Genomic DNA, 342 nt, shown 5'->3' with positions numbered 1-342 from the left:
AGTTAATGAAATGGTTTTCCCTCCGATATTTCCATTTATTGAAGCTATTACATCTTCAACTGCATCGATTACTGGCGTTCCGACTGTTACTTTTACCGTATTTGAACTGCAGTTGTCTGGATTTAATTTCTCGCAGATTTCATAAGTCAGCTCATAATCTCCCGCTGGAGGATTAGCGCCTAAAACAATATTTCCATCTGTATCCACAGTCAGATATCCTTTTGGATCTGCTGTCGTAGTTTTCAATGTAACATCTGAAGAGTTTAACGGTTGAGCATTTTTTGTGTCATTTTCAAAAACATTTTTTCCTAATGTCTGAGGAACATTCGATCCTAAAACTGA

The 342-nt window shown here is 36.8% G+C and carries 1 protein-coding gene; it reads right to left on the bottom strand.

All coding sequences use genetic code 11. The annotated features are described in order from the left end of the window. On the bottom strand, window positions 1-342 hold a 342-nt coding region (locus DMA14_RS00070), incomplete at both ends, for a hypothetical protein (protein ID WP_157957634.1).

The organism is Flavobacterium sharifuzzamanii (assembly GCF_003254585.1).
GTDB classification, from domain to species: Bacteria; Bacteroidota; Bacteroidia; order Flavobacteriales; family Flavobacteriaceae; genus Flavobacterium; species Flavobacterium sharifuzzamanii.
The sequence above is the reverse complement of the archived record's forward strand: the minus strand, read 5'-3'. Positions and strand labels throughout refer to the sequence as shown.